This is a genomic window from Reinekea sp. G2M2-21, assembly GCF_015687175.1.
Taxonomy (GTDB): domain Bacteria; phylum Pseudomonadota; class Gammaproteobacteria; order Pseudomonadales; family Natronospirillaceae; genus Reinekea.
Genome location: NZ_JADPQG010000002.1, coordinates 442,986 through 463,589 on the forward strand (window position 1 = coordinate 442,986; position 20,604 = coordinate 463,589).

The window sequence follows — 20,604 nt, forward strand, 5'->3', positions numbered from 1 at the left end:
AGATCTCTGATGACGACAACAACAGATCATCACGACCACGATCATGATCACCACGGGCCAGCCAAAGGCATTGGCCGGTGGTTGTTCTCTACGAACCACAAAGACATCGGTACGCTATATCTGTGGTTTTCATTTGCGATGTTTTTCTTGGGTGGCATTTTCGCCATGGTCATCCGGGCGGAATTGTTTCAACCTGGACTGCAATTGGTGGATCCCGCGTTCTTCAACCAGATGACGACCATGCATGGGTTGGTGATGGTCTTCGGTGCGGTCATGCCAGCCTTTGTTGGCTTGGCCAACTGGATGATTCCGCTGATGATTGGTGCGCCGGATATGGCGTTGCCACGCATGAACAACCTCAGTTTCTGGATCTTGCCATTTGCGTTTGCGTTACTGGCCAGCACCCTGTTCATGGAAGGTGGAGCACCTAACTTCGGCTGGACATTCTACGCACCTTTGTCCACGACTTACGCACCTCCGAGTGTCACCTACTTTATTTTTGCCGTTCATATTATGGGTGCCAGTTCCATCATGGGCGCGATTAACGTCATCGCCACCATTTTGAATATGCGTGCACCAGGCATGACCTGGATGAAGTTGCCTCTGTTTGTATGGACCTGGCTAATTACCGCATTCCTGCTGATTGCTGTCATGCCGGTTCTGGCGGGTGTGGTGACGATGATGCTCATGGATATTCACTTCGGCACGTCGTTCTTTGACGCTGCGGGCGGTGGCTCACCAGTCTTGTTCCAACACGTGTTTTGGTTCTTTGGTCATCCGGAAGTGTACATCATGATTCTGCCCGCTTTCGGTGTGGTGTCTGCGATTATTCCTGCGTTTGCACGTAAGAAGTTGTTCGGTTACAGCTCCATGGTGTATGCCACAGCGTCGATTGCCTTTTTGAGCTTTATCGTTTGGGCGCACCATATGTTTACCGTCGGCATACCCTTTGCCGGTGAACTGTTCTTCATGATTTCTACGATGGCGATTGCCATTCCCACCGGTGTGAAGGTGTTTAACTGGGTGACCACGATGTTCCGTGGTTCGCTGACGTTCGAAACCCCAATGTTGTTTTCCATTGCCTTTGTTGTGCTGTTCACTATTGGTGGCTTTTCTGGGTTGATGCTTGCGGTTGCTCCGGCAGACTTCCAATATCACGACACGTATTTCGTGGTGGCGCATTTCCATTATGTGTTAGTCCCCGGCGCGGTATTTTCCATTATGGCGGCGGTCTATTACTGGTTGCCAAAGTGGTCTGGCCGTATGTACAACGAAACCATGGGTAAGGTGCATTTCTGGTTGAGTTTTATCGGGGTTAACGTGACGTTCTTCCCGCAGCACTTTATTGGTTTGGCGGGTATGCCGCGTCGTATTCCAGACTACGCGGTTCAGTTTGCGGACTTCAATATGGTGTCGAGCATGGGCGCCTTTTTGTTTGGATCGAGCCAGTTGCTGTTCCTGTTTATCGTGATTCACACGATCGTGGCAGGTAAAAAAGCGCCGGCCAAACCTTGGGATGGCGCCGAAGGTCTGGAATGGACGGTGCCTTCGCCTGCGCCGTTCCATACGTTTAGTACACCACCAAAGGTAGACTAACAGCTTATGACTGAGCAAATACCAGAACCGAAATCGCACCTGAAAGTTGTCCTGACCTCGGTTGTCGTGGTTATTGGCATGGTGATGTTTGTGTTTCTGGTGTTACGGCCGATGTATTACCTTATCTGTGAATGGACGGGTATTACCGGTTCGCAATTCGAAGTTCAGGAAGCTCGCAACTTCGAAGTGCAGATGGATCGGCCGATTAAAGTTCAGTTTTTGGCGATGAATAACGCGACCATGTCGTGGCAGTTCAGACCGATACAAAACGAAGTGATCGCGTATCCTGGTCAGCAGGTTCAGATCGCCTACTTCGCGCGTAACGGTAGTCCACGCGATATGGTCGCACAAGCGGTTCCAAGTTTGTCGCCCTATGAAGCGACCAACTTTTTTATCAAAACAGAGTGTTTTTGTTTCAATCAACAGCCATTGGCGGCGGGTGAAGAAACAGAAATGGGCTTGGTATTTCAAATTGATCCTGATTTGCCTGACTGGGTAAAAACCATCAGCCTGACTTACACTTTATTTGACGTAACCGAAAAAGAAGAATTAGCTGCGAATTACTGAAACGGCTTGCCGTATTAGCCGACATAAACAGGCGTAGCCAAATTTAACAACAATAAAAATATTGGAGAGTGATATGTCTGCATCCAGCGACAACCACGCCAGCGAACACGAACATTATTTTGTGCCCGCTCAGAGTCGTTTGCCGATTTATACGGCATTCGCGATGTTCCTGACCGTATTCGGAGCAGGATCCCTGTTTAATGCTATGTCCAAAGGCGTTGAGACGAACGCTGAGTGGATTATGTTTGCCGGATTTGTCGGCCTTGCTGCGGTATTGTATCTCTGGTTTTCAGCGGTGATTCGTGAGAATCATGCCGGCCTGGTCAGTACGCAACTCAATCGCTCGTACGTTTGGGGTATGGGTTGGTTTATCTTTTCTGAAGTGATGTTCTTCGCTGCATTTTTTGGCGCACTTTTCTACTTGCGTAACTTTGTTGGTCCTTGGTTAGGCGGTGAAGGCGATAAAGGTATTACTAACTATCTTTATGAAGGCTTTGAATTTACCTGGCCTCTGCTGGTGAATCCAGATAACACAGCCTTCGTTGGTCCGCATGAAGTCATTGATCCCTGGCATCTGCCACTGGTCAATACATTGTTGTTACTTAGCTCCAGTGTCACCCTGACCTTCGCCCACCACGCATTGCGTGCTAAACAACGCACGAAGTTGAATGTCTGGTTGGGACTGACGATTCTGTTAGGTTTAGCGTTCCTGGTTTTCCAGGTTGAAGAATACGCGGAAGCCTACAATCATCTGGGTTTAACACTGGAGTCTGGCATTTACGGGTCGACGTTCTTTATGTTGACGGGTTTCCACGGCGCGCACGTCACCATTGGTACGTTTATGCTGATTGTGCAGTTTTTCCGTTCACTGAAAGGTCATTTTGAGCCTGAAGATCACTTTGGATTTGAAGCATCAGCGTGGTACTGGCACTTCGTGGATGTTGTCTGGGTCTGTTTATTCTTGTTCGTTTATATTCTGTAATCGACCTTGGAGTTTGGCGAAGCGGAAACACGCTACGCCAAACTCCGGTTCAATACCGACCCGTCCAAGGAGCACCAATCGACAGTTGTCCGGTGAAAAAACCATAACTGACAACGGCAAGTATGGCGACGGCAAGAGAAACACGGATGACTAACCACCTGTAGGTCTGTGCCGACGTGTCTTGCCCCGGATTCCGGAATAGTGATTTCAATGCGCCGCTCAACGACACCAGCATCGCAATAACCAGTAGTACCAAAATGAACTTTAATAGCATTCGCTCTCCTGAACAGTCTTTGCCCTCGGCTCGTTTTAAACCGGGCCGGTTGTTGTGGGCATTTGTTGTATTTTTTTTGCCACTGTTTATCAGTTTGGGCGTCTGGCAGCTTAACAGAGCCGTACAGAAAGAACAGTTGTTAGCAGAACGAAACAGTCCTGTGTTGGTGGGTGACGCTATTAACTGGCAAGCCCTGCCACTTTACCGTGATATCCAGTTCACGGGTAATGCTGCCGCTGCGTTACCTTTTTTACTCGACAACAAAACGCACAACGGTCAATTTGGTTATGAGGTTTTCCAACTCTATCGTCACGATGCATCGGTGTTGGTCGTTTCTCTGGGGTGGGTGGCAGGTTCGGCTGACCGAACGCAACTTCCGGTGATTGAGGTTCCGACGACTTTAACGCAACAACCGCTGACCCTTCGGCCTGAGCCAGTCAACCCGTTGTTCGATGTTGACACGAATCCGCCACCATCGGCGCCATCGGGTGTCTGGATTGTGCAAGGTTTAACAGCAGACTGGATAAGCCGGGTAACAGGCTATAACGTATTGGGTTTCGCGCAACTGCATAACAGTGACGTCTTTGGCGTCGGACCCGTGGTGTGGCAACCCACGGTCATGAGCCCAGCGCGGCATCGCGGTTATGCACTGCAATGGTTTACCATGGCCATAGCTCTGTTAGGTATGTTTCTATACGCCGGTTTTAAGCGCTAATGGTTGCTCTATATGCAATGAATACAACAATAACAATGAGGATTTTTTTGTGAGTGAACACGTGGCTGCCGCTTCATCGGTCAAATACAATCGCACGCAACTGCTGATAATTCTGTTAACCCCTATTCTCGTCGTAGTCAGTTCAACATTGCTGTATTTCAGCGGCTGGTTGATACCGGACGAACGGTCCAATAACGGCGTGTTGCTGACGCCGGTGTTGTCGGTGACAGACCTTGGATTTCCAGAAGTGACCATCACCCAGGACAGACAGTGGCAGCTGATTCAATTTTCACCGAATTGCGGGCAAAGCTGTCTGGATAAAATCTATGAGCAAAGGCAGATGCACATTGCGCTGGGTAAATTGCAACCGCGCATACAGCGGGTGCTCATTACTCAGACCGACGTCAGTGCTCAACTGGGAAATGAATACCCCAGCCTGTCGATTTCCGCGTTCCGAGCGCAGGCACTGACAGATGCTCTGAAGTCCCGGATACCTCCACAGCACCTGACTGATAATCCGGTCTTTGTCGCAGACCCCTTTGGTAACATCATGCTTTATTTCACGCACGAGCAGGACTACAAGGCACAGATGAGCGACCTTAAGAAACTCTTAAAAAATTCAACCATCGGATAAACGGTTATGAACAAAACCCAACGTAAACCAGGCTTTTACCTTGCTATCATCGCTACTCTGATGGCCGCCATTGTGGTGGTTTTGGGCGCGTTTACCCGATTGGTGGATGCTGGCTTGGGTTGCCCGGACTGGCCAACCTGTTACGGTCATTTTTGGGCGCCACAATCCGCGATTGAAATCGCGGTGGCCAACGAGACCTTTCCCGAAATTCCCGTCGATCTCGATAAAACCTGGCCGGAAATGGTACATCGTTATTTGGCGTCAAGTCTCGGGCTGTTAATCATTGGCTTGGTGGTCGTTGCAGTACGCCAACGAAAAAACGCCGGTCAGCCGTTCAAGTTGCCTCTGTTTCTGTTGGCGTTTGTCATTCTTCAGGGCGCGTTCGGTGCCTGGACAGTGACCTTGAAACTATGGCCTCAGGTTGTCACCGCTCACCTTCTGGGCGGCTTTACGACCTTCACCCTGCTGGCCATTTTAAGTCTCCGTTTAAGCGGTTTGAAGTTTCCCCGTTTCAGTTCTCTGCCGTTGCTGAACAAACCCACCAAGTTAGCTGGGTTGACCCTGGCGGTAGTGATTCTACAGGTGTTTTTAGGTGGCTGGACCACGTCCAACTATGCGGCGCTGGCTTGTCCGGACTTTCCGACATGTCAGGCACAATGGTGGCCGGAAACGGATTTCATCAAGGCGTTTGACTTCGCCCATCCGGTGGGTCCCAATTATCAGGGTGGCCATCTGGAACTACCGGCACGCACGGCAATCCACATGATGCACCGAGTGGGCGCTATCGTAGTGACGTTGTTCACAACCGTCTTGGCGGTGTCGTTGTTTTCGATTGGACTGAGACGTTGGTCGTTGTTGTTGATAGTGTTACTGACAGCACAGGTGTCGCTTGGCATCAGCAATATTGTCTTTGGCTTACCGTTGGCCGTTGCTGTATTACACAATTTAGGGGGCGCCTTGCTGTTGATCAGTACGGCGATTATCAATGTCTTGTTACATAGAAAGGAACTCGCGTATGTCTGATCAGATTATGAACACTCCTATTCCGGTCTGGCGCGAAATCGCTTCTGACCTGTTTGAAATGACTAAGCCCAAAGTCGTTTTGCTGATGCTGATCACGGCATGGGTCGGTATGGCTCTGGCGCCATTAGGCGCGGTACCCTGGTTACCGGTGATAGTCGGAACTCTCGGCATTGCATTGTTGGCCGGTGCCGGCGCGGCGTTCAATCACATTCTCGATCAGCACATTGACCAGCGCATGGCACGAACGCACCGTCGTCCCGTCGCCACGGGACGTATTTCGACCCGGGCTGGACTGTGGTTTGCTGCCTCGTTGACCGTGCTCGGATTCGGTTTACTGTTGTTGTTCACGAACGCGACTACCGCCTGGTTGACACTTTTTTCCATGGTGGGTTATGCGCTGGTGTATACCGCGTATCTGAAACGATCGACACCGCAGAACATTGTTATTGGTGGGCTGGCCGGTGCCATGCCGCCGCTGCTTGGTTGGACGGCTGTTACCGGACACATCACCGGCTTTCCACTGTTATTGGTGTTGATTATTTTTGCTTGGACGCCGCCGCATTTTTGGGCACTGGCTATCCACCGTAAAGACGATTATGCCAAAGCCAACGTACCGATGATGCCCGTCACCCATGGTGTGGAGTTTACCCGTATTCAGGTTTGGCTCTACACCTGGTTGTTGCTTGCAGTGTCATTTTTACCATTGGCTCTGGGGGTTGTTGGCGGAATTTATGCGTTGTCGGCGCTGGTGCTTGGCGTCCGGTTCTTGCAATGGAGTTATCGCTTACTAACCGGTAAACGGATAGATGCCGCGTGGGGAACGTTCAAGTTTTCGATCAGTTATTTGTTATATCTGTTCTTGGCTTTGTTGGTCGATCACTATCTGTGGCAGACTGTTGTCATTATTTTCTGAACCGAACGGAACAACCATGACCGAATCACTCCAGATAAAACAACAGAAAACCATCCGCCTGACCGTGTTGCTGCTGGTAGCGGTTGTAAGCCTGTTTTTTGTCGCCATTGTGCTGAAGTTTGTGAACGAGAAGCCAGATGTAAAAGCTATTCTTGAAGAAAACAATACCCTGTTGTTTTCCTCACCACGACTTCTGCCCGCTGTGGCTTTGACCCGTCACGACGGCACTGGCTTTACCAGCGATCAGTTCGAAGGAGCCTGGAACCTGATTAACTTCGGTTACACTTTCTGCCCGGATATCTGTCCGACCAACATGGCTGACATGAACATCGCTCACCGTCAATTGACGGAAATGGGTTTGGCCGATCAGGTTCGTTTCTGGATGATAACGGTTGACCCTGCCCGCGATACGGTCGAACAGTTAGCCAATTACGTGCCTTATTTTAATGACAGCTTTATCGGTCTGACCGGTGATGCTGCCGATATTACAACATTGGCGACGCAACTGTCGGCGGTGTTCTATCAGGAAGGCAGCGGCGAAACCTACACAGTGGCACATAGTGATAATTACGCCATTATCGATCCCGACGGGCATTTTGTTGCTCTGATGCGGCCGCCTCATAAACCTTCACACATTTCCGCCAGTTTACAGGCGCTGATGGCTCAATAATCGGTTCAAGCTCCCTGACGTTTGCTCAAACGATGCTAAGCTTTATGAATTATTGGGGCGGGTTAACCCGCCCTGCCACTCGGATCCGACAATTCGATTGCCCTTCCTGGTGGTTTTGTGAAGCACAGAGTTATCCGGCCGGGATGGCCACTGAAAGTGGGCTGGGTGTGTCGATGTTGACCGATCGACAAGCAATTTGAGTATAGGAACGGTATGCAGGCATTTCAGGAGATTGCGCGAAACTGGCTGTCCGCCATAGCCAACGACAACGTGGATCTTTCGTTTCAGGTTTTTGATACCAATGCCAGTCATGCCATAGCCAACATCGTAACCGAACAGGCCCAGACGCTGTCTATTCAGGTGTTCAATATTGAGTTTCAACCCAAGTTGATCAATGACCCTCTGTTGGTTTTTCATCGGATTCTGCGCTGGTATGCCAAGCATGAAAGTCCACAGCTGATCCTTTCGCTAATTGACGAATATTGTTACCCGGCTTTGGTGAAGGTTTTTCGAGCCTGGTATGAACATGACCGGTATGTTCGGGAAGAGCCTCTGTTGTTTGATGAGTCTGGCTATGAAGAGATCGAGTTCAATCGATCACTGCTGAAAATTATGAATCGCCTGGCGGCGATCAAACCCTTTCTGTTATTGGTCAATCAAATCGATTACGCCCCAAATCAGTTGATTTACGGGTTGAATCGGCTTATTGAGAATCACTCATCGATCCGGCAATGGGGGGTTCTTGGCTTCGTCAGTCATGTTCGAAAATCGACACGAATAAAGGAACAAGACGCCTGGCAAGACTGCTTGCGCCGCCTGGAACGCCAAGGGATTATCCTGCCCATGATTCAGGAAAATGTCGATTCCGCTGCATTCAATTGGTACCGCCCAACCCCACTAAAGACATTTGAGCGGCAGTACAAGATGCTGCTGTCCGCAGCGGATCTGTTTGCCTATCGGGATGTGATGCAAATGGTCGAGTGGGTGCGCCACAAATACAACGACCAACACAACGGACAGCTGCTTTTTATCAGTGCTTATTGCGCATTGATGTTGGGGGACCTGGATACGGCTGCCAGAGACTTTGTTAAAGTCCAGAATCTGCTGCAGGCCACGGAAAACCGAGCGATTTTGACCGCCAGCTACTATTGGCAAAGCATATGCTATACGCTGAAGTCACAGGAAAAGCTGGCGCGGGCGGCGCAAGAACAATGTGAAAAGCTGGCATTGGAATACAATGATCGGCGTTGGTATGTCCTGAGCCTGTTCTCTGATTTCTATATTGATGCGTACATCGCTCAACATCGGCTGACCCAAGCGTCATTGGAAACGCTGAAGTTTATGCTGACGCAATTGGGTTACGACACCATTCTGGCACTAATGTTGACTCAGGTTTACGCCCACTCGGAACATTTGGACAAGGTCAGTTCGCGAGCCTATCTGCGCAACTGTGTGGAGGCGCTACGTACTTCGCGTCACACCCGAAATCAGTTGGGTATGTCTGTCGCGCTACACGCCATGGGCGTCGTTTACATGCGGATCGGCAACGTGAAGCAGACGCAGAAACTGTACGAATTTAGCTTGAATATTCGCGAACGCTACCAACGTAAAGCTGATCTGGTACCGATGCTAAACGCCCTGGGTTATTTTCTGGTGGGTCAGGAAGAATGGCAGAAAGCCTGGTCGTTGTTCGATCGCTCGCTAACGTTGCTGATTGAGAACCGCAATTTCAGCGAAGTGTCGATTACCCTGTACAACTTCGTTTGGTTGTACGCACAGGGAGGTAATATTCAGCGAGCACTGGATGTGCTCAATGACCTGCTGGAACTCATGCACATTCGTGGTATCGACAGCGTGCCTTTTCGTAATCTGAAAGACCTGTATGTGCTCAAAGGTTGGCTGCATATCTTGCAACATCAACCGGTGCAGGCACGGTATTGCCTGCTGCGATTGAATGATTTCAAAGAACTGCATGAAACCACCTTTACGTTGGTGTTGCGCAACATTCTCAGTTCCCGAGTCGCCTTCCACGAAAACGAAGTCACGGTCGCGGTGCGCGATGCCAAAAAAGCATTAAAAACGCTCGAGACCAGTAACGACCTCGATCTGTATATTGATGTGACATTGCGTATGGAAATTGCCCGCTTGCTGGTGGAGCTGGGCCAGGAAGAAGGACCGCCGATATTTGCGCGATTGCGCAAAAAGGCACACGAACTGAATCTGAATACCATCGCCCAGCGCATCTCTCGAGCTTCTCTGGGGCTGTCCAGTATCTCTGATGTCGCTTTGCCAGAGATCTCTCAGCCTTACCGCGTGTTGATGGATTTGGCGCGCAAGGAAACCCGTATATCGGCGCTGCAACAAGAGCTGGCGGAAATCCATCAGGTGAATCTGCTGGTAGAAATGTCGGCGAGCGAGCCGGATATCGACGTATTTTTACGCCAGGTCATCGGCATATTAGACCGGCGCGTGCCCGCAAATGATTTCGGTATTCTGTTGATCAACCATACCTACAATGAGCAACCGCTGGACAAGTTGCTGAGTAACGATTCTGCACCGACCATACAACAGGGGTGGCGCGCAATTCTGGAGCAAAGCCCGACCAAAGCGCAGCAGTTTCAGGTTGACGAACATGTGTGTTGTGCTTGGCCTTTGCAGATGGGCGCCAGTGATTGTAGCTGGTTGGTGGTGGCTGGCGATGAACAGCAGAAATCGGTTTGGAACGACACCTTTTTGCGCCTGATCGCTCAGCAACTGGGGTTGATTCTAGATCGCCGACTGCGTGAAGCCTATTTGGAATACCGCAATAAAACGGATTTGCTGACAGGGGTGTTGAACCGGATCGGACTGTTTGATCGGCTGAAAAAGCACTTTGCGCAGATGCAGCGCAATCCGGCGTCGCCATTTGCTCTGTGTTATTTCGATCTCGATCATTTTAAATATTTCAACGACACTTTCGGGCACGAATTAGGCGATGGGGTATTAAAGAACCTGGTGCAATGTGTCGACGGTCACTTACGCGGCAGTGATGAACTCGGCCGTGTTGGCGGTGATGAATTCATAATCTTGTTGCACGATACCGGTATCGAAGAAGCCCAAGCCTTGGTGGAGCGGTTGCGAAAAATCATTGCGGCGCCCGATTGGTGGTTGCCGCTATTAATTGGTGACGGTGATCAGGCGAGTAACCCAATTCCAGAACAGGAGTGGATCAGCGCCAGTTTTGGTGTCGTCGTGGTTGATGGTTGGCCGGAATCCGGTTTGTCTCGCATCAGCCTGATCGCCCAAGGCGATGCGGCTATGTACGAAGCCAAAAATGCTGGCAAAAATTGTGTCGTTATTAAACCTTATGTCGAAGATAAGCCTTAGCCACGGTGGTCTGTCCACATCCAGGGCTTACCGATCACGAGACTTTGTGCCAAACTGAACAGCGCTGCCAGGGCCAGAAGCCATCTTAATACCCTGTTCTGCGTACTTAAGTGTGCCGGAGAAAAAAATAATGAAAATTCTGTACCCGGAAATCCGCCCGTATCAGACCGAATGGTTGTCGGTCGGTGATGGTCATGAACTTTATCTTGAGCGTTGCGGAACACCGACGGGTATTCCAGTGTTGGTTGTGCATGGTGGTCCTGGTGCTGGTTGCTCGGACCAGATGCGCCGGTTCTTCGACCCGGAGCGCTACCATATATTTATTTTCGATCAGCGTGGCGCGGGTCGTTCCAAACCACACGCTGAAATCCGCAACAATTCCACAGTAGACATCATTGCCGATATTGAGCGTATCCGTGAGCATCTGAACGTTCATAAGTGGGTCTTGTTTGGAGGCAGCTTCGGTGCCACCTTATCGCTGCTGTACGCGCAACAGTTTTCTCAGCATGTCTGCGGGCTAATTTTGCGCGGTGTGTTCTTGGGGCGACAACAAGATCTCGATTGGCTGTACCGGCAAGGTGCGGGTCGGTTTTTCCCGGAAGAATGGCAGGCGTTTCAAGCACCCATTGATGAAATCGAGGGCGATACGCTACTTCATAAATATTACAACGTGCTCAACGGCGAAAATGAGCTCGCCAAAGTCGGTGCCGCCAAGGCCTGGGCCCGTTGGGAAGCCGCCAACAGTTCCTTCCGGCCCAATCAAAGCTCACAAAATTACTATACCGCGACCCACACCGCCTTAGCGTTAGCGCGCATTTCCAGCCATTTTTTTATCAACGACTGTTTTCTGGATACTGACCAGATATTGCAAAATGTCGCCAAATTAGACGGAATTCCAGGCTATATCGTGCATGGTCGCTACGACATGATCTGCCCGCCAGACCAAGCCTGGGAACTGGCCGAACACTGGCCCAGCGCTGAGTTGGATCTGGTCCGCGAAGGGGGGCATTCTGCCTTTGACGGGGCTATGGTGGATGCCTTGGTGCGCTCTACCCGTCGCCTGGCACTTAGGCTTGGCTCCCCGGATAACGAAGCATGAAAGCATTATTACAAAGGGTCAGCCAGGCCCGAGTGGAGGTTGACAGTGACGTGGTGGGTGAAATCGGTCCGGGCTTATTGGTGCTTGTCGGTATTGATGCGCATGATACGGAAGCCAGCGTCGACGCCCTGGCGGATCGGTTGCTGCAATACCGGGTGTTTGCCGATGAGAGTGGCCGTATGAATCTCAACGTACAACAGGTAAATGGCGGTATTTTGCTGGTTTCTCAGTTCACGCTGTCGGCAGATACCCACAAAGGGTTGCGACCGGGTTTTTCCACAGCGGCCATTCCCAGTGAAGGTGAGCGGCTATTTTTACGGGTGGTGGAACGGGTACGCGAGCGTCATTCAACCGTCGCGACGGGTCAATTTGGCGCCAATATGCAAGTTTCCCTAATTAATGACGGTCCAGTGACGTTTTTGCTGGAAAACTAGTCAGGAAGAGTCGCACAATTCACTTTTTTTCATAACAATTTTAGATGTAATTCTCGTTTTGCTAATCTCGTGCTTGACAATCGATTTGGAAAATCATGAAAACTGACAGGGCAAGCCTTGAAACCCTGCTGGCCACCAGCTGGGACCTGATGATCAGCAACCCGAAGCTGGCGCGGGACTATGCCCAGCAAGCACTCGATGCGGCAGAGCTGAACAGTGAACGCTATTGCGAAGCCATGGGTTATATGGGTCTGTGTGACATCTATCTGGGTGATTACGAGTCTGCGGAAGGTCTGTTAAACCGAGCCCTGAGCATCATCAGTCTTTACAGTCACATCAAAAATTCCCGGTTAATTAATAATGCCTTGGGCATGTGTTATCACGCCCTCGGCCGTTATGGCGCAGCGTTGGACCACTTTGAGTACACCGCAGAGCTCGCTCGTAAGACCGGTGATCCCCATGCACTGATGCCGCCATTGATCAACATGGCCAGTTTGCTGTTTGAAATGGAACATTTCGATACCGCCGAACAAATTATAACCGAAGTAATCGGTCTGGATTTAAGTCATGCATTGCCCGATAACGTGGTGGAAATGAACATTGTGCAGACCCAAATTCTGCTCAGTTCGTTTCGCTTTAAAGAGTCTGAAATTGCCTTAGATCAGACCGAAGCGTTGGCACGAGATACCGGTTTTAAAGTCGCCATTCTTCGGTGCCAAACCTTGCGCGGGCGAATGTTGCGTTTGAAGGGGCATTTGCCGGAAGCAATCGCCTTGTTGGTTCAACTGGCTCAGCAACCCGACCTGGACACCGAGGGCACCGATGCCATTGCCACCTACGTAGAACTGGCAAAAGCGCTCTACAGTATGCAGCAGCCAGCCGACGCACTGAAATCCCTGCATGAATGTCTTGAGCGGTTCCAGCCACCTCAGTATTCACCGTACCGGGTGCGCTTACTGGAACAACTGGCGCATGGCTACCGTGAACTCGGTGATTATCAGCGGGAAGCGGAGTCCTTGCGCGAGATTCAGCGTATTGAACGTTCGACAACCGCAAAGCAAACCCAGCACATACTGGAGTTACGAGAGTTCAAACGCAAACAGGATCAGGAGCGTCTTAACCAACAGCTCGTGGATCGAGAAAATGCGCTGCTCAAGCAGAGTCATGAACGCATCAGTCTGCTGAATGACATAGCGCACCAGATCACCATGACGCTGGATTTTCAGGAATTGGGGCAACGGCTTTGGGGCATCTTGGCCAAACATCTCGATGTTCACTTTGTTTCGCTCACTACCATGCACCCAGATCAAGCCTTGCTGCAGTTCCGTTTTATTATCGATATGGGCGAGCCGATGTCTGCGGCGGATATCCCTCTGACGCGCACTAACAGTAATGCGGTTCGGGCCATTGCCACTCGAAAGCCGATCATCATTGATGATGCCACGCAGTTGCGCGACCTCAACACGGTCGGAACGGCCGGCTTGCAGCCCCGTTCCATGCTATTTGTACCTCTGGTTCTGGAGGATGAGGTGCTTGGCGCGTTTTCCATGCAATCGCCAATCGCCAGCCGCTTCGGCACCGAAGAGGTGCAATTGATGGTGGCTATCTGCAAGTTCATTTCCATTGCAGTCAGTAATATCATCGCGCATGAACAGGTGCAGCAGTTGAACCGAAGTCTGTATAGCGAAAAGCAGGCCATTGAGAGCGCTCAGGAGCGGATCGCCTACATGGCCTACCACGACTCTCTGACCGGATTGCCGAACCGGCAAGCCCTTGAAGACCTCGTGGAACGACGTATCCAGGATAAAAACCGATCGTTTCATCTGGTTTATATCGATCTGGACCGATTTAAACCGGTCAATGATCACTATGGTCACCGGGTTGGCGACAACGTGTTGATCGAAATTGCTCAGCGCATCAAACAGTCTCTGCGATCTAGGGATTACGCAGCGCGTATTGGCGGCGACGAGTTCGTGTTGATCGTCGACGCCTTTGCCAGCGCGCAGGACCTTCAGGGGTTTTTGTCTCGCCTGCTGGGCGTGATTGAAATGTCCATCAGCACCGCTAACGAGACAGTTCAGGTATCGGCTTCCATCGGAAGTGCCCAATATCCGCATAAGGGTCGTGACTTGGATGCATTGATGCATAGCGCCGACGTAGCGATGTATGAGATCAAACGTCTCGGCAAAGGCGGCGTGAACACGGGGTAAAGCACGGCAGAATCCAACCTTCGGTTTCGTGACAGAATTCGACTCGCGTCCAAACAAAAACCGCGCTATGCTTTCGGTCTTGAAAACGTTACCAACGAATAAGATCGGGACAAGTTATGCCAGCATTCAGCTCATTGGTCGCACAGCGTTTGTGGGAAAACCCAGCCGTTGTGCAGCAGAATAGTTACCCCGCCCACGCTCCTTTACACAGCTACCGCTCCGCTGCCGATGCGCTAGCGCGTCAGTACAGTCAGCGTCGTGACCTGAACGGTCCATGGTCGTTTGCCTACTTTGAGCAGCCTGAACGAGTGCCCGACGACATCACGAAAGCTACCTATGTTTTTGACGACCAGATCGATGTTCCCTCGAACTGGCAGTTACAGGGTTATGACCGGCCGATATACACCAATATCCAATACCCGTTTTCTGAGCCAGCCCCGACCGTGCCGGCGGCAAACCCAACCGGGGTTTACCGGCAAACCTTTGAGCTGAGCGCAGAGGACATTGCGCAACAGGTGCGCATCATTTTTGATGGCGCCAATTCCACGTTGTTCCTTTACTGCAATGGCTATTATGTGGGGTTGTCCAAGGACAGCCGATTGCCCGCAGAGTTTAATCTCTCGCCCTATGTGCACGAAGGCCGCAATACCATTACCGCTATTGTGGTGCGCTGGAGCGATGGCAGTTTTCTGGAAGACCAGGACATGTGGTGGCTATCCGGCCTGTTCCGCGATGTTTCACTGTTAATTAAGCCAACATTGGCCATTGCCGATTACCGCGTGCAAACCCATTTGGATGCGGTCTACAAAGATGCAGTGCTCGACATTGAAACCCGGTTGGAAGGCAAATTGCCTGCACGTGTGGTGTCTGTCCTGGCGCAGCTGTTTGACGGCGACCATCTGGTCTGCGATAGCAAAGTGAATGTTGGCTCCTTGCCGGTGGATGAACACGGTGGCTACCCCGAACTTGCCCATCATGCAATCACCGTCGAGAATCCGAAAAAATGGACCGATGAAACCCCTAACCTGTATACCCTGGTCTTGAGCTTACTCGATGCTAAAGGAGCGGTACTGGATGTGGAACGAACGTCTGTGGGCTTCCGCAAGGTTGAAATTCAGAACGGTCAATTGACCGTAAACGGCAAGCCGTTATTGATCCGGGGTGTGAACCGCCATGAGCACGACCCTAAGCGTGGCCATGCCGTGACCCGCGAAGGCATGCTGCAGGATGTGCAATTGCTCAAACAGATGAACTTCAATGCAGTGCGCACTGCTCACTATCCGAATCACCCCTACTTCTATGAACTTTGCGATGAATATGGTCTGTATGTGGTTGATGAAGCCAATCTGGAAACCCATGGTATGTGGCCCTGTTCACGGTTGTCGGAAGAGCCGCTTTGGTTAAACGCCTATATGGAACGGATGACCCGTTTGGTGCTGCGTGACCGTAACCACCCCTGTGTCATTATCTGGTCGCTGGGTAATGAATCGGGCGTGGGGAAAAACCATCACGCCATGTATCAGTGGACAAAACAAACGGACCCAACCCGACCGGTGCAATATGAAGGTGGTGGTGCCGACACTGCCGTGACCGACATCATTTGCCCCATGTACGCACGGGTGGATACAGACCTGCCGCATCCGGCGGTGCCCAAGTGGGCCATTAAAAAATGGCTGGGTCTGCCCGGCGAACAACGGCCGTTGATTCTCTGTGAATACGCACATGCGATGGGCAATAGCCTGGGGAATTTTCATAAATACTGGCAGGCATTCCGCGACTACCCTCGTTTGCAGGGTGGTTTTATCTGGGATTGGGTTGATCAGGGTCTGGAACTGCAAGATGGATCGGGTAAGCCTTATTACGCCTATGGCGGTGATTTTGGCGACACGCCAAACGATCGACAGTTCTGCATCAATGGCCTGATGTTCCCGGACCGAACCCCGCACCCGACGGTTTATGAGGCGAAATTCTGTCAGCAGCATCTGCAATTCTCCCTCCAACCGGGTCGACAATTGGCGGTGCTGGCGCGAAGTGAGTACTTATTCCGTAACACCGACAACGAACAGCTTAACTGGCAAGTCCTGCAAGACGGCAAGCCGATCTTAAGTGGTCATCAGGTGCTCGATCTGGCACCGGGCGAACAAACCAGACTGACGTTGGCCGATGAAGTGATCGCACCGAAACCCGGGCGTGAATACCATCTCACCGTGGAAGTGGTCAGCCGTCACTCCAATACCTGGAGCAAAGCAGGCCATATCATGGCGCATGCACAGTTTGAATTGCCTATGTCGATGACGTTACCGGCCGCGCAGACCGAATCGACCGGGTTTATCGCCCTGAAAGAAGACAAAGGCTACCGCATTACCTGCGAACACGCGCAATGGCAGGTGAACGCCGCAACCGGTGAATTGACCAGCTGGATCAAAGCCCGGGGTAAGGAAATCATACATCGCCCGCCGGTGGACAATTTCTGGCGCGCTCCGCTGGATAACGATATTGGTGTTTCCGAGGCGCACCATGTTGACCCCAACGCCTGGATTGCCCGTTGGCAGAAAGCTGGACTGGACCAGCTTGAACGTAAATTGTTGCGGCTGGATGTCAGTGAACACAAACATTGCATACAGGCAGTGGCCGTCCAGCAATATTGCGTGGATGAACAGCCGGTGATTGAATCACATTGGATCTATCAGTTCTTTGCCAGTGGCGAGTGGACGTTGGCCGTGCGTGTGGAACTCGCAAAAGGGTTGCCGCCACTGCCAAGAGTGGGAATCGAATTTCCGGTAAAAGACATCAAAAGTAGGGTCAGTTGGTTTGGTCGCGGCCCGTTGGAGAATTATCCCGACCGTCAGGTCGCTGCTCTGGTGGGTCATTACGAAGCCGATGTCAGCGACTTTTATACGCCGTACATTTTCCCGAGTGAAAGCGGCTTGCGGACCGATTGCCGCCGTGCCGATCTGGCGGGCTTTACCGTGACGGGTGACTTCCATCTGGGCGTCAGCCGTGTCAGTCAACGTAACCTGACCGACGCCAAACATACCTGTGATCTGGTTAATGAGCCTTGTTTGTATGTGCGGTTAGATGCCGAACATATGGGTGTGGGTGGTGATGATTCCTGGAGCCCGTCTGCGCATCCGGAATATTTGCTGCGCGAGAAACACTACCGGTATAAGTTGAGTTTCAGCTAAACGGGTCCAAGTTGGCAGAGAATCGGTGCTGGGTCGTTGATTCTCTGCGGGCTGCGTTGCGTCTGTTCAAGTCCCGCATGGCAAAATCAGCAGCGTTACCCTGTGTCGCAAATTAACCTTAGGCACGACTAAAAACCAACACCCGGTCGGTAAACCGGCGGTTTTCAAGTCCTTATTCGATTAATACTGAACGAACCACCGTTTCCAGTTCATCGACGTTTCCATAGGAAACCCAGTACAAGCCCGGTTGATCGGGCAAGCCGCAAACTTTGGTTGCTACCACTGGCAGTCCTGCTGTAAGTGCCTGCAGCAACGCGCGTGGTCGATGTTCGATAACGGCCGGCAATAGCGCAACATCGGTGTGTGATAGCCAATCGCTGTTGTAACCGACGGTTTGCCACTCAACATCGTTCCAATGTTCAATGTCAGTGGGCGCTGAGCCAAGTATTAAGACGCGCGCTCTTAAACGCCTGGCCAGTTCAGCGACTTCGAAAGCGCCCTTCCGAGGTAATGCGCTGGCCGCAAGCGTTAGCGTTATTCGCGATCCGCGATCTCTTTGCCTTCTGGTTACCGGCAATGTGGGCAGTTGCCATGGTAGTCTCATTACCTGCACGCCAAGATTTTCCAGTACTTGCTCGATCTCTGTATGTGCCGTCAGTACCTGTTTCGCGTTTTTTAGAGCAGCAAGTTCATCGAGCTGCCATTGTCGGTCGACTCTGAAATCGCGCAGACTGGTCTGTTGATGGGCAACCGAGTCGGCAGCGCCGTCCAGGCGACGTTGTAATTCAACAACTGGCATTTCAGTCATATAGACAGAATAGTAACGGCCGCCTAACTCTCCTGAACGCCATAACGGCACCAGCAGCGATTGAGTGACGACCAGAGAGTTGTGCGTTGGTTTCAGCCAGCGGCGATACTCATCAACCAAGTCAGTGGCCTGACGTTGCCGTTCAGCTTGCCACGCTCCGAGTTCGCCCATTTTTTGGCTGCGCCGCCATAGCCTTCGGATTGCGGCTCGATAAGCGACTTTGGATACGCTGGGTGTCGATGGTTGCCAAGCACTCATGCGGTTTCTGGGGGAAGACCATGGGTGCCACCATTGTGTTGAGTTCGGGTGCTGACGAAGCCAAAGATTCAGTTCTGGGCTGGTCTCGTTGAGCAGAAACACGGTTTGGGGAGATGAGTCCGGTATTTTTGCAATATGACGAAAACAGGTTGTTTCGTGACAGGTGAGGCAGCCACGTGCAACCGGTCTTTCTTCGACAGCGTCTGACTGAATGCTGAGCGGAATTTTAACCGAGGGTTTTGGTGTGCGAATACGAACCACGAGTTCTGTTGTGGTGAGTTCCACTTCGACTCGAAAATCGACCTCCGACTGTAAGCGTAAATCGACATAATTCCAGGCCACCGTTGCGTCTTCTGGTGCAGTCGGTTGATGTCCCTCGATAAGCGCACTATGGCGATGGCGCTCCACCAAGCGAATGCCTGCAGCGACCGCGGTTGAGGCCAATGCATTTGACAACTGACACAAGCCACCGCCGATGGTCGGAACAATGCAACCGGCAATCACTTCCCTGCCGATACTGAAACCGCGTCTGGCGGTTGGATGTCCCACCTGGGCCCAAAAACTCAGTATTTCACCCGCTGGGACTTCAATACCATTGAACGCACGAGCCGCGACTCTGAGGTTTTGGATTTTACCGCAGACCAGAATGTGCTCCTCTGGTCTGCCATCCGTCCACAAGGGTGATCGGAACTCAGCAACGATATTTGCGTTCTGCCATTGTGTGTTTGGTTGCCAACGCCGCAGTTTCTGCCGACGATTCTGCAAGGTTCGCAGTGCGATGTGCGCAATGACTTTACATTGGCGCCAAACTGCCGGTAGTCGCGATGGCCTTACCCAGTCTGGATGTTGACCCGCTGAAAGCGTAAAACGAGAGCCCAACAGAATATTCCTTTCCCTTGTGATGTCGATAAGGTAACTAAAACTATCAACTCAGATCAATGAACTGCATGATCAAGATCTGTCAGCTGCAACCGAACCCGAATGCCGGGGTATAGCGCGATGACCTGTATCTGAGCTTGAACGGCATCTGCCCGATACCGCATATTCCTTAACCCTTTGCTCGAATGTGGCTTTGCATCGGTCAGGTCGATGCCCATTGGTTATTCAGGCTATAAAAAAGGAATTCCAAAGCGAGGTTAACAGTTAACTGAGCATGGTGTTAAGTTCAATACGGCGGCCGGTTGAGTTTGCTTTGCCTGAGAATTAATCTACCTCGCCAATTGAAGGCAAGGTCGCCATAATCTTATCGCGCTCCGCATATAACGCTTCCGTAAACGATGAAGGGTCACTGAGCCAGGCCTGTTGGGCTTCCAATGCGTGATTATAACGTTGCTGTGCGGCGGTGACTTCGGCGGCCAGCTCGTTAAGTCGACTGCTGTGCAACCTTATAGAAAATGACAGCATTTGGCTGGCTTCTGCGTCCAATTCCTGCGAAAAATGCGAAAGCGCGTAGGTGGAAAAAGTAATGAAGTCTGTGTGCAGTTGTCTCTGTTCGGTGAAGTAAGCATCAATTTCCAGAGGGTCTGCAACCCCTGCCTGTATGCGTCCTCTGAGTTGGTCACGTCGTTCCCGATTGGTTTCAGGTAATCGCTCTGCGCTTGAGTCTCCGGTCTCGGCGGTCCATTGCCAATAATGGTTGTCCGGCTGTGCTGAACGCATTTGCGCGATGAGGTCGTCGAACAGTTCGGGGCGACTTTCTACAGTATGGGTGAATGCGACTTGATTTGCTGGCACGGCAGTGACTTCGACGCTGCTCGTAATGACATCGGTTGCTTCCGATGAGATCAATAGCACGTAACCGTAGACGGTAGCCGCCAGCAGCAAGCTACCTGTCCAGTACACCCAAACCGATTTTTCCTGCGCCATGGTT

The 20,604-nt window shown here is 51.4% G+C and carries 16 protein-coding genes; 13 read left to right on the forward strand and 3 right to left on the reverse strand.

The window, feature by feature from the left end; translation table 11 throughout:
- The first annotated feature begins 9 nt into the window (after positions 1–9).
- From ctaD to IYN85_RS10845, 3 genes are all read left to right on the forward strand, one after another.
- Positions 10–1,596: a cytochrome c oxidase subunit I gene (ctaD, locus tag IYN85_RS10835; protein WP_196158913.1), complete on the forward strand. Its 1,587-nt coding sequence runs from the start codon at positions 10–12 to the stop codon at positions 1,594–1,596.
- A 6-nt stretch (positions 1,597–1,602) separates the two neighbouring features.
- Positions 1,603–2,163 carry a cytochrome c oxidase assembly protein gene (locus tag IYN85_RS10840; protein WP_196158914.1) on the forward strand — a complete coding sequence of 187 codons (561 nt, stop codon included), beginning with the start codon at positions 1,603–1,605 and terminating at the stop codon, positions 2,161–2,163.
- A 73-nt stretch (positions 2,164–2,236) separates the two neighbouring features.
- Positions 2,237–3,145 carry a cytochrome c oxidase subunit 3 gene (locus IYN85_RS10845; protein ID WP_196158915.1) on the forward strand — a complete coding sequence of 303 codons (909 nt, stop codon included), beginning with the start codon at positions 2,237–2,239 and terminating at the stop codon, positions 3,143–3,145.
- A gap of 49 nt (positions 3,146–3,194) precedes the next feature.
- Here the strand turns inward: IYN85_RS10845 and IYN85_RS10850 are convergent, their stop codons facing one another.
- Positions 3,195–3,419 carry a DUF2909 family protein gene (locus IYN85_RS10850; protein ID WP_196158916.1) on the reverse strand — a complete coding sequence of 75 codons (225 nt, stop codon included), beginning with the start codon at positions 3,417–3,419 and terminating at the stop codon, positions 3,195–3,197.
- On the opposite strand from IYN85_RS10850, the gene IYN85_RS10855 reads away from it, so the two are divergent.
- The 10 genes from IYN85_RS10855 to IYN85_RS10900 all read left to right on the forward strand — a co-directional run bounded on the left by IYN85_RS10855 (position 3,403) and on the right by IYN85_RS10900 (position 17,668).
- Entirely contained in the window at positions 3,403–4,134 is a 732-nt protein-coding gene (locus IYN85_RS10855; protein WP_196158917.1) for an SURF1 family protein, read from the forward strand. The genes IYN85_RS10850 and IYN85_RS10855 overlap by 17 nt on opposite strands.
- A gap of 49 nt (positions 4,135–4,183) precedes the next feature.
- Positions 4,184–4,768 carry a hypothetical protein gene (locus IYN85_RS10860; RefSeq protein ID WP_196158918.1) on the forward strand — a complete coding sequence of 195 codons (585 nt, stop codon included), beginning with the start codon at positions 4,184–4,186 and terminating at the stop codon, positions 4,766–4,768.
- 6 nt (positions 4,769–4,774) lie between these two features.
- A complete protein-coding gene (locus tag IYN85_RS10865; RefSeq protein ID WP_196158919.1) occupies positions 4,775–5,791 on the forward strand; it encodes a heme A synthase in 1,017 nt (338 codons plus the stop codon).
- A complete protein-coding gene (cyoE, locus tag IYN85_RS10870) occupies positions 5,784–6,704 on the forward strand; it encodes a heme o synthase (RefSeq protein ID WP_230390675.1) in 921 nt (306 codons plus the stop codon). The genes IYN85_RS10865 and cyoE overlap by 8 nt, the downstream gene beginning before the upstream one ends.
- A gap of 16 nt (positions 6,705–6,720) precedes the next feature.
- Complete coding sequence (locus IYN85_RS10875; protein ID WP_196158920.1) at positions 6,721–7,374, forward strand: SCO family protein; 654 nt, start codon at positions 6,721–6,723, stop codon at positions 7,372–7,374.
- A 213-nt stretch (positions 7,375–7,587) separates the two neighbouring features.
- On the forward strand, positions 7,588–10,740 hold the full coding sequence (locus IYN85_RS10880; protein ID WP_196158921.1) for a diguanylate cyclase: 3,153 nt from the start codon (positions 7,588–7,590) through the stop codon (positions 10,738–10,740).
- Between the two features lie 130 nt (positions 10,741–10,870).
- Positions 10,871–11,839, forward strand: a complete 969-nt coding sequence (gene pip, locus IYN85_RS10885) for a prolyl aminopeptidase (RefSeq protein WP_196158922.1) — start codon at positions 10,871–10,873, stop codon at positions 11,837–11,839.
- Positions 11,836–12,273, forward strand: coding sequence for a D-aminoacyl-tRNA deacylase (gene dtd, locus IYN85_RS10890; protein ID WP_196158923.1), 438 nt, complete (start codon positions 11,836–11,838; stop codon positions 12,271–12,273). The genes pip and dtd overlap by 4 nt, the downstream gene beginning before the upstream one ends.
- A 95-nt stretch (positions 12,274–12,368) precedes the next feature.
- Entirely contained in the window at positions 12,369–14,483 is a 2,115-nt protein-coding gene (locus IYN85_RS10895) for a diguanylate cyclase domain-containing protein (protein ID WP_196158924.1), read from the forward strand.
- Positions 14,484–14,599: 116 nt separating this feature from the next.
- Positions 14,600–17,668, forward strand: a complete 3,069-nt coding sequence (locus IYN85_RS10900; protein WP_196158925.1) for a beta-galactosidase — start codon at positions 14,600–14,602, stop codon at positions 17,666–17,668.
- Between the two features lie 172 nt (positions 17,669–17,840).
- Here the strand turns inward: IYN85_RS10900 and IYN85_RS10905 are convergent, their stop codons facing one another.
- Positions 17,841–19,613 (reverse strand): VanW family protein, encoded by a 1,773-nt coding sequence (locus IYN85_RS10905; protein WP_196158926.1) that lies wholly within the window; start codon positions 19,611–19,613, stop codon positions 17,841–17,843.
- A 324-nt stretch (positions 19,614–19,937) separates the two neighbouring features.
- Positions 19,938–20,600, reverse strand: coding sequence for a hypothetical protein (locus tag IYN85_RS10910; protein ID WP_196158927.1), 663 nt, complete (start codon positions 20,598–20,600; stop codon positions 19,938–19,940).
- Between the last annotated feature and the right edge of the window lie 4 nt (positions 20,601–20,604).

Bases quoted from the DNA above. Each gene is read 5' to 3' on its own strand.
- IYN85_RS10910 (WP_196158927.1), bottom strand. From the start codon at position 20,600: ATGGCGCAGGAAAAATCGGTTTGGGTGTACTGGACAGGTAGCTTGCTG.
- IYN85_RS10840 (WP_196158914.1), top strand. From the start codon at position 1,603: ATGACTGAGCAAATACCAGAACCGAAATCGCACCTGAAAGTTGTCCTG.
- IYN85_RS10865 (WP_196158919.1), top strand. From the start codon at position 4,775: ATGAACAAAACCCAACGTAAACCAGGCTTTTACCTTGCTATCATCGCT.
- IYN85_RS10895 (WP_196158924.1), top strand. From the start codon at position 12,369: ATGAAAACTGACAGGGCAAGCCTTGAAACCCTGCTGGCCACCAGCTGG.
- IYN85_RS10845 (WP_196158915.1), top strand. From the start codon at position 2,237: ATGTCTGCATCCAGCGACAACCACGCCAGCGAACACGAACATTATTTT.
- IYN85_RS10875 (WP_196158920.1), top strand. From the start codon at position 6,721: ATGACCGAATCACTCCAGATAAAACAACAGAAAACCATCCGCCTGACC.
- IYN85_RS10855 (WP_196158917.1), top strand. From the start codon at position 3,403: ATGAACTTTAATAGCATTCGCTCTCCTGAACAGTCTTTGCCCTCGGCT.
- IYN85_RS10880 (WP_196158921.1), top strand. From the start codon at position 7,588: ATGCAGGCATTTCAGGAGATTGCGCGAAACTGGCTGTCCGCCATAGCC.
- IYN85_RS10850 (WP_196158916.1), bottom strand. From the start codon at position 3,419: ATGCTATTAAAGTTCATTTTGGTACTACTGGTTATTGCGATGCTGGTG.
- dtd (WP_196158923.1), top strand. From the start codon at position 11,836: ATGAAAGCATTATTACAAAGGGTCAGCCAGGCCCGAGTGGAGGTTGAC.
- IYN85_RS10900 (WP_196158925.1), top strand. From the start codon at position 14,600: ATGCCAGCATTCAGCTCATTGGTCGCACAGCGTTTGTGGGAAAACCCA.
- ctaD (WP_196158913.1), top strand. From the start codon at position 10: ATGACGACAACAACAGATCATCACGACCACGATCATGATCACCACGGG.
- cyoE (WP_230390675.1), top strand. From the start codon at position 5,784: ATGTCTGATCAGATTATGAACACTCCTATTCCGGTCTGGCGCGAAATC.
- pip (WP_196158922.1), top strand. From the start codon at position 10,871: ATGAAAATTCTGTACCCGGAAATCCGCCCGTATCAGACCGAATGGTTG.